4 protein-coding genes are annotated in these 6000 nt (G+C 41.6%); 1 reads left to right on the top strand and 3 read right to left on the bottom strand.

The window, feature by feature from the left end:
- Positions 1-349: 349 nt before the first annotated feature.
- The 3 genes from clpB to rluD all read right to left on the bottom strand — a co-directional run bounded on the left by clpB (position 350) and on the right by rluD (position 4801).
- Positions 350-2926, bottom strand: coding sequence for an ATP-dependent chaperone ClpB (clpB, locus tag C9J40_RS21200; RefSeq protein WP_107208714.1), 2577 nt, complete (start codon positions 2924-2926; stop codon positions 350-352).
- Positions 2927-3089: 163 nt separating this feature from the next.
- A complete protein-coding gene (pgeF, locus tag C9J40_RS21195; protein ID WP_107247908.1) occupies positions 3090-3827 on the bottom strand; it encodes a peptidoglycan editing factor PgeF in 738 nt (245 codons plus the stop codon).
- Positions 3827-4801, bottom strand: a complete 975-nt coding sequence (rluD, locus tag C9J40_RS21190; RefSeq protein ID WP_005371544.1) for a 23S rRNA pseudouridine(1911/1915/1917) synthase RluD — start codon at positions 4799-4801, stop codon at positions 3827-3829. Before rluD ends, pgeF begins: the two co-directional genes overlap by 1 nt.
- Before the next feature lie 168 nt (positions 4802-4969).
- Between rluD and bamD the strand changes: the two genes are divergently transcribed.
- On the top strand, positions 4970-5698 hold the full coding sequence (gene bamD, locus C9J40_RS21185; RefSeq protein WP_107208712.1) for an outer membrane protein assembly factor BamD: 729 nt from the start codon (positions 4970-4972) through the stop codon (positions 5696-5698).
- Positions 5699-6000 lie beyond the last annotated feature (302 nt).

Below are 6000 nucleotides of genomic sequence, written 5' to 3'. Positions count from 1 at the left end.
ATTGACTGTGCCAAATAACCGAAGTTATTTGTATTGGTCACTAGTATCATTGATAAATCTTTCGACTTAACTTTTCAACGAGTGCCCACACAGATTGCATGGTCAAATTGTTAAAGAACAATACTGATTTGGTTGCTAGCCAATGGCTTGCTCCGTGTCAGTGAGGTCGCATTATAGGGAGAGATTTTTTGCTGACAAGCCCTTTTTTAAAGAAAAATGCGCGTTTGAACAATCCTTAAACAATTCATCTTGTAATGATCAAGAATCCACCTAAAGATACTCTTTTCATTAGATAAAAAACGCCCCACTTCAATGTGGGGCGTTTAGTCATAGTGATTAAATGAAGGAATTAAATTTGCTCAGCAACAATTACATCATCTTTCACAGACAGTGTTATCACTTTACCCGGAACAAATTTACCTGATAACAAGTCTTGCGCTAATGGGTTTTCAATATATTGCTGTATCGCACGTTTCAATGGACGCGCACCATAAACAGGATCAAATCCAGCTTCAGCAATCATATCTAACGCACTGTCTTCAACATCTAGACGGAAGTCTTTTTCAGCAAGGCGTTTTTTCAATCGCTCAAGCTGAATACTTGCAATATTCTTGATATTTTCTTTACCCAGTGGATGGAACACAACGGTTTCATCAACACGGTTAATAAACTCAGGGCGGAAGTGTTGTCCAACAACTTCCATTACAAGTGCTTTGATCCCCTCATAGTCAAGGTTTCCGAAATGCTCTTGAATACGATCTGAGCCCAAGTTCGATGTCATGATGATCACCGTATTACGGAAATCTACTGTTCGACCTTGACCATCAGTTAAACGACCGTCATCTAATACTTGAAGTAAGATATTGAACACATCAGGGTGTGCTTTTTCGACTTCGTCCAGTAATACTACTGAATATGGACGACGACGAACCGCTTCTGTTAGGTAACCACCTTCTTCGTAACCGACGTAACCTGGAGGCGCACCCACTAGACGCGCGACTGAGTGCTTCTCCATAAACTCGGACATGTCGATTCGAACCATTGCTTCTTCACTATCAAACATAAAGTTTGCCAGTGATTTACAGAGCTCTGTTTTACCTACACCTGTTGGGCCTAAGAATAAGAAAGAGCCAATTGGACGTTGCGGATCAGCAAGACCTGCACGGCTACGACGAATAGCATTCGCAACAGCAACGACCGCTTCATCTTGACCAATGACACGATGGTGTAATTCGTCTTCCATACGAAGCAATTTATCACGCTCACCTTCAAGCATTTTTGATACAGGAATACCTGTCGCTTTTGATAAAACATCGGCAATTTCAGTATCAGTCACTTTGTTTTTCAACAAGGTCATTTCTTGCATTTCTGCTTGCGCGGCAAGATCTAGCTGCTTCTCTAACTCAGGAATACGACCATATTGTAACTCTGACATACGGTTTAAATCGCCAGCACGGCGAGCAATTTCCACATCAGTACGTGCTTGTTCAAGCTCTGCTTTAATATGTTGAGTACCTGACAGTGCTGCTTTTTCAGCATTCCACACTTCTTCAAGCTCTGCATATTCGCGCTCTTTTAGATCTAGCTCTTCAAGCAAATCACTGAGACGTTTATTACTTGCGGCATCATCTTCTTTTTCTAGCGCTTGCTGTTCAATCTTAAGCTGAATAATACGACGCTCAAGACGATCTAATGATTCGGGCTTTGAATCAATCTGCATACGAATGCTTGATGCCGCTTCATCAATAAGATCAATTGCTTTATCAGGTAACTGACGATCTGAAATATAACGATGTGACAATGTTGCTGCTGCTACAATCGCAGGATCGGTAATTTCTACATGGTGATGAAGCTCGTAACGCTCTTTCAAACCACGAAGAATTGCAATGGTATCTTCAACACTAGGTTCATCCACCAGCACTTTTTGGAAACGACGTTCAAGTGCCGCATCTTTCTCAATATACTGACGGTATTCATCTAATGTTGTAGCACCGACACAATGAAGCTCACCACGTGCCAATGCAGGTTTTAGCATGTTACCGGCATCCATTGAGCCTTCGCCTTTACCCGCACCAACCATAGTGTGAATTTCATCGATGAACAAAATCACACGGCCATCTTCTTGCGATAATTCGTTAAGTACCGCTTTTAAGCGCTCTTCAAATTCACCACGGAATTTTGCACCCGCAATCAATGAGCCCATATCGAGAGAAAGGACACGCTTATCACGCAAGCCTTCAGGTACTTCACCGTTAACAATACGTTGTGCTAATCCTTCAACGATGGCTGTTTTACCAACCCCTGGCTCACCGATGATCACTGGGTTATTTTTGGTACGGCGTTGCAATACTTGAATAGTACGGCGAATTTCATCGTCACGACCGATAACAGGATCTAATTTGCCCTGCTCTGCACGTTCGGTTAAATCGATCGTGTACTTCTCTAGAGCTTGGCGATTTTCTTCAGCATTAGGATCATCGACTTTTTGTCCACCACGAACTTGATCAATCGCTTGTTCAATATTTTTCGCCGTTAAACCTAATTCTTTAAATAACTCACCCAATGGGCCTTTATCTTCAGCTGCCGCTAAAATAAACAGCTCAGAAGAAATAAATTTATCTTTCCGCTTTTGTGCCAACTTATCGCACATATTAAGCAGTACGCCCATACCATGTGAAAGCTGAACTTCACCACCAATACCTGTTACTTTAGGCATGCGATCTAATAGTTCAGCTAAGCGTGAACGTAACTGGGTAATATCGATGTTCAAAAGGGTGAGCAACGGACGCACAGTACTACCATCTTGATTAAGCAAAGCCACCATAAGGTGTGCAGGCTCGATATACTGATGGTCTCGTCCTAGAGCCAGCGACTGAGCATCAGATATTGCCGATTGAAATTTGCTGGTGAATCGGTCAAGACGCATAAGTTCTCCCAATAAATATAAATAAACTAATGCTATATATATGGATACTTAACAGGTATTTTTCAACTCTATAAATCGCAATATAATGCTGCAAAAAAAAAGCGAGCGATCTTTATGAAGATCACTCGCTTAGCAATAATTAACGACGTTAACCAATTACGTGCTATTTGTTATCCGCTAACCAAATCAATGAGGCCTGACGACCTGTTACCGCTTGCCGTCGATAGGAATAAAACTGCTGTTCATCAGTAAAAGTACAATACTCTCCACCATAAACAGCTGTGATACCTAATCGATTCAAACGCTGCTTTGCTAGTAAATACAAATCAGCCAACCATTTCTCACCATGCGGAATAAAAGCACATTCGGCATTCGGATCGGCAGCCATAAATTGTTCTCGCACTTCACCACCGACCTCAAATGCGTTAGGCCCAATAGCTGGACCTAACCACGCCATAATATCGGCTGCGTTACAGTGAAATTTTTCCACTGCGTGCTCAATCACACCTGTAGCCAGTCCTCGCCATCCGGCATGAACCGCAGCAACTTCTGTTCCTTGCTTATCGCAAAATAAAACAGGTAAACAGTCAGCAGTCATGATGGCACAGGCTAATCCCGGAGAACGAGTAAAGCTACCATCAGCATCTGGTACTGATGAAAGTTCAGCATTAAGCTCAATCACATCAGCACTGTGGATTTGATTCAACCATGCAGGAGAATCCACAAGACCACAATGTTGTTTCAACAATTCACGGTTTTGATTAACAACAGCTTCATCATCCCCAACATGTAGCCCTAAATTCAATTCATGATATGGAGCTGCACTAACACCACCTAAACGGGTCGTACTTATCGCGTGCACATGTTTCGAGGCTGGCCAGTTAGGAATAATGACTTTCATTAATAATCGTCTTCGTTATTTTCTTGCGTGTCTTTACGCAAAATATCAATCATTGCCACCATATCAATTGGTAGCGGTGCATGCCATTCCATCTTCTCACCGGTGATCGGGTGATCTAATCGCAGCATACGTGCATGCAGTGCTTGTCGATCAAACGCACGCAGTGCCTGAATAAATTCAGGAGATGCATCACGTGGCGGACGAGGACGACCACCATAAATCACGTCACCAATTAAAGGGTGGCTCATGTATGACATATGAACACGGATCTGGTGCGTACGGCCCGTTTCAAGACGTAATACAATACGTGTATGTTCACGGAAACGTTCAGCAACACGGTAATGGGTGATCGCATCTTTACCCATTTCATGTACTGCCATACAGATACGCTTAGTTGAGTGGCGACCAATTGGCTTTTCAATCGTGCCACCACCTGTCATCTGACCGATAGCTAACGCTTCATACTCACGCGTAATCTTACGCTTTTGTAGTGCACGAACTAAACGCGTTTGTGCTTGAATCGTTTTAGCAACCACCATTAAACCGGTAGTATCTTTATCCAATCGGTGAACGATACCCGCACGTGGAACTTCAGCCAGAGATGGGCAATGATGCAGCAATGCATTCAGAACCGTACCATCTGGCGTACCCGCGCCTGGGTGAACAACAAAGTCACGAGGTTTATTGATAACAAGAATGTCATCATCTTCGTAAACGATGTCGAGAGGAATATCCTGTGCAACCCAACGCACTTCATCTTCGATCTCAGCTTGGATAAATAGCTCTTCGCCACCCATCATTTTTTCACGAGGTTTCTTGACGACATCGCCATTCACTGAAACCATACCGTTTAAAATCCAATCTTTAATGCGCGAACGCGAATAATCTGGATATAATTGAGCAATAACCTGATCCAGGCGCATGCCTAATTGGTTTTCACCAACTGTGTTTGTCAATTCTATTTGCTGTGCCATAGCGAACTTTTTAAAAAAGCGTGAGACTAATTGTCATACGCTGCGTAAAATGGACCAAGCTTTAAACTATGCTTGATGTAACCTATATAGTGTCATTGTATCTGTTAACGGCTCTAACCGTAATGGATCGAGCAAAATAAAATTTTTATCAAGGAAACTAACGCCGCAATGAAACGCCTGACAATCACGACTCTTCTTGCCGTAGCCCTTCTTTCAGGCTGTTCGAGTAAAGAAGAAGTAATACCAGATGTGCCACCATCAAACTTATATGCATCAGCACAGACCGCTTTGCAAAAGGGAAATTGGACATCGGCTATCGAACAATTGGAAGCGCTAGATTCACGTTACCCATTTGGTGCTTATTCCGATCAAGTACAGCTAGATCTTATTTATGCTTACTATAAAAGTGATGATTTAGCACTAGGTGAAGCAACGATTGAACGCTTTTTACGTTTAAACCCTGATAATCCACAAGCTGACTGGGTTGTGTATATGAGTGGTTTAACACATATGGCTCAAGATCGTAGCTTTATGCATGATATGTTTAATATCAATCGATTTGACCGTGATCCAACACCATCACGCCAAGCCTTCAAGGATTTTAAATACCTTTTAGAGCGTTACCCTGAAAGTGAATATGGTGCAGATGCTAAAGCACGTATGATCTTTTTGAAAAACCGTTTAGCGAATTATGATTTAGCTACTGCGGATTTCTATATTCGTCGTGGAGCATGGATTGCAGCAATTAACCGTTGTCAGCAAGTACAACGTTTATACCCTGATACGGAAGCTGCACGCCAATCATTAGCGCTGGAAAAAACAGCTTATGAAAAGCTGAACTTGCAAAAAGAAGTTGAACGCACCGATAAATTAATGAAATTAAACCCAGCCAACTAACCAGTAGTGCACTTTATTTCATAAAAAAATGGCAGCTTAAAAATAAGCTGCCATTTTTTATATTTAAAATAGTGTTTAAATTTTAACATTAATTAATGATTTTTATCGCTACACTGACTAGTTACAATGACTAAAAAACACTCATCGCATTAAAATTATTATATAAAACCCCTAGTTAGCACTAGCCACCAGCATTTCACCTTCCTTCATACTGCCTTAAATATTATTCTCACCTCAAGTACTTTTTATAAACTTTTTTGCTACAAACCCAAGATGATCACAGATTTTTTTGCTGATAATTA

The organism is Photobacterium sp. GB-72, assembly GCF_003026095.1.
Lineage (GTDB): Bacteria > Pseudomonadota > Gammaproteobacteria > Enterobacterales > Vibrionaceae > Photobacterium.
Note: the sequence above shows the minus strand (reverse complement) of the source record. Positions and strands in the feature narration are given on the sequence as shown.

What these genes read in the sequence shown, in the direction of transcription:
- rluD (WP_005371544.1), bottom strand. Translation starts at nt 4,801, where the DNA reads ATGGCACAGCAAATAGAATTGACAAACACAGTTGGTGAAAACCAATTA.
- clpB (WP_107208714.1), bottom strand. Translation starts at nt 2,926, where the DNA reads ATGCGTCTTGACCGATTCACCAGCAAATTTCAATCGGCAATATCTGAT.
- bamD (WP_107208712.1), top strand. Translation starts at nt 4,970, where the DNA reads ATGAAACGCCTGACAATCACGACTCTTCTTGCCGTAGCCCTTCTTTCA.
- pgeF (WP_107247908.1), bottom strand. Translation starts at nt 3,827, where the DNA reads ATGAAAGTCATTATTCCTAACTGGCCAGCCTCGAAACATGTGCACGCG.